The organism is Faecalibacterium sp. AF27-11BH (assembly GCF_003603005.1).
GTDB classification, from domain to species: Bacteria; Bacillota; Clostridia; order Oscillospirales; family Ruminococcaceae; genus Faecalibacterium; species Faecalibacterium taiwanense.
In genome coordinates, this window is the sequence record NZ_QVGS01000035.1 from 1 (window position 1) to 870 (window position 870).

The following is an 870-nucleotide window of genomic DNA, read 5'->3' on the forward strand; positions in this document are numbered from 1 at the left end:
CATCCTGACGCCGCAGGCCTACTGGATTCAGAAAGGCATCGGCCGTCCCGGAAGGAGCAAGATACGGCCCGCTACCAAGTGGAATGGCTCCACGATTACCCATCTTCTGTACCAGCAGGAGTATTGTGGTGATGTTCTGAACTTCAAAACCTACTCCAAGTCCTACAAGAACAAGAAGCGGATTCATAACGACCCGGAAAATTGGGTGGTGTTCCAAGATGTTCACGAACCCATTATTGAACGTGCCGTGTTTGAGCAGGTACAGCAGAAACGCGGAAAAATGCGCAAACGTCGTACCAGCAACGGAGAACACAATATGTTCTCTGGCTTACTTGTCTGCGCAGACTGCGGCTGCAATCTGCATTTCCACTTCAATCAGGGCAACCCGGAAATCAAGTATTTCAACTGCTCCAACTACAAGGGCAATCGCGGCACCTGCCAATCCACCCACTACATCAGGGTAGACTTTCTGGAAGAAGTGGTGCTGGGCGAAATTCGGCGGCTGACCAAGTTTGCCAGCCTCTATGAGGACGACTTTTTGAAGGCTGTTATCGGGCACTCCCAGCAGGCGGACGAAGCCGACCGCAAGCTGAAAGAGAAAGAGTTGAAAGCACTCCTTGCCCGTGATGAAGAACTGGACGGCCTCTTTGAGCGCATCTATGAGGACAATGTTTCCGGCAAGATCTCTGATGAACGCTTTTCCAGAATGTCCCGGAGATATGAGGACGAGCAAAAGGAGCTGACCGAGAAAATCAAACAGCTCCGCTCCGAAATCGAAAAGCAGAGCAGCCGAACTATGACAACGGATATGTTTATCAGTCTGGTTCGCAAGTACACCAGAGCAAAAAAGCTGACACCCCGGATGCTGAA

General features: G+C 50.9%; 1 protein-coding gene. It reads left to right on the forward strand.

Annotated features, from left to right (window positions below):
• The coding region (locus DWY76_RS13760) for a recombinase family protein (protein WP_120081606.1) at positions 1–870 on the forward strand (870 nt) is incomplete at both ends.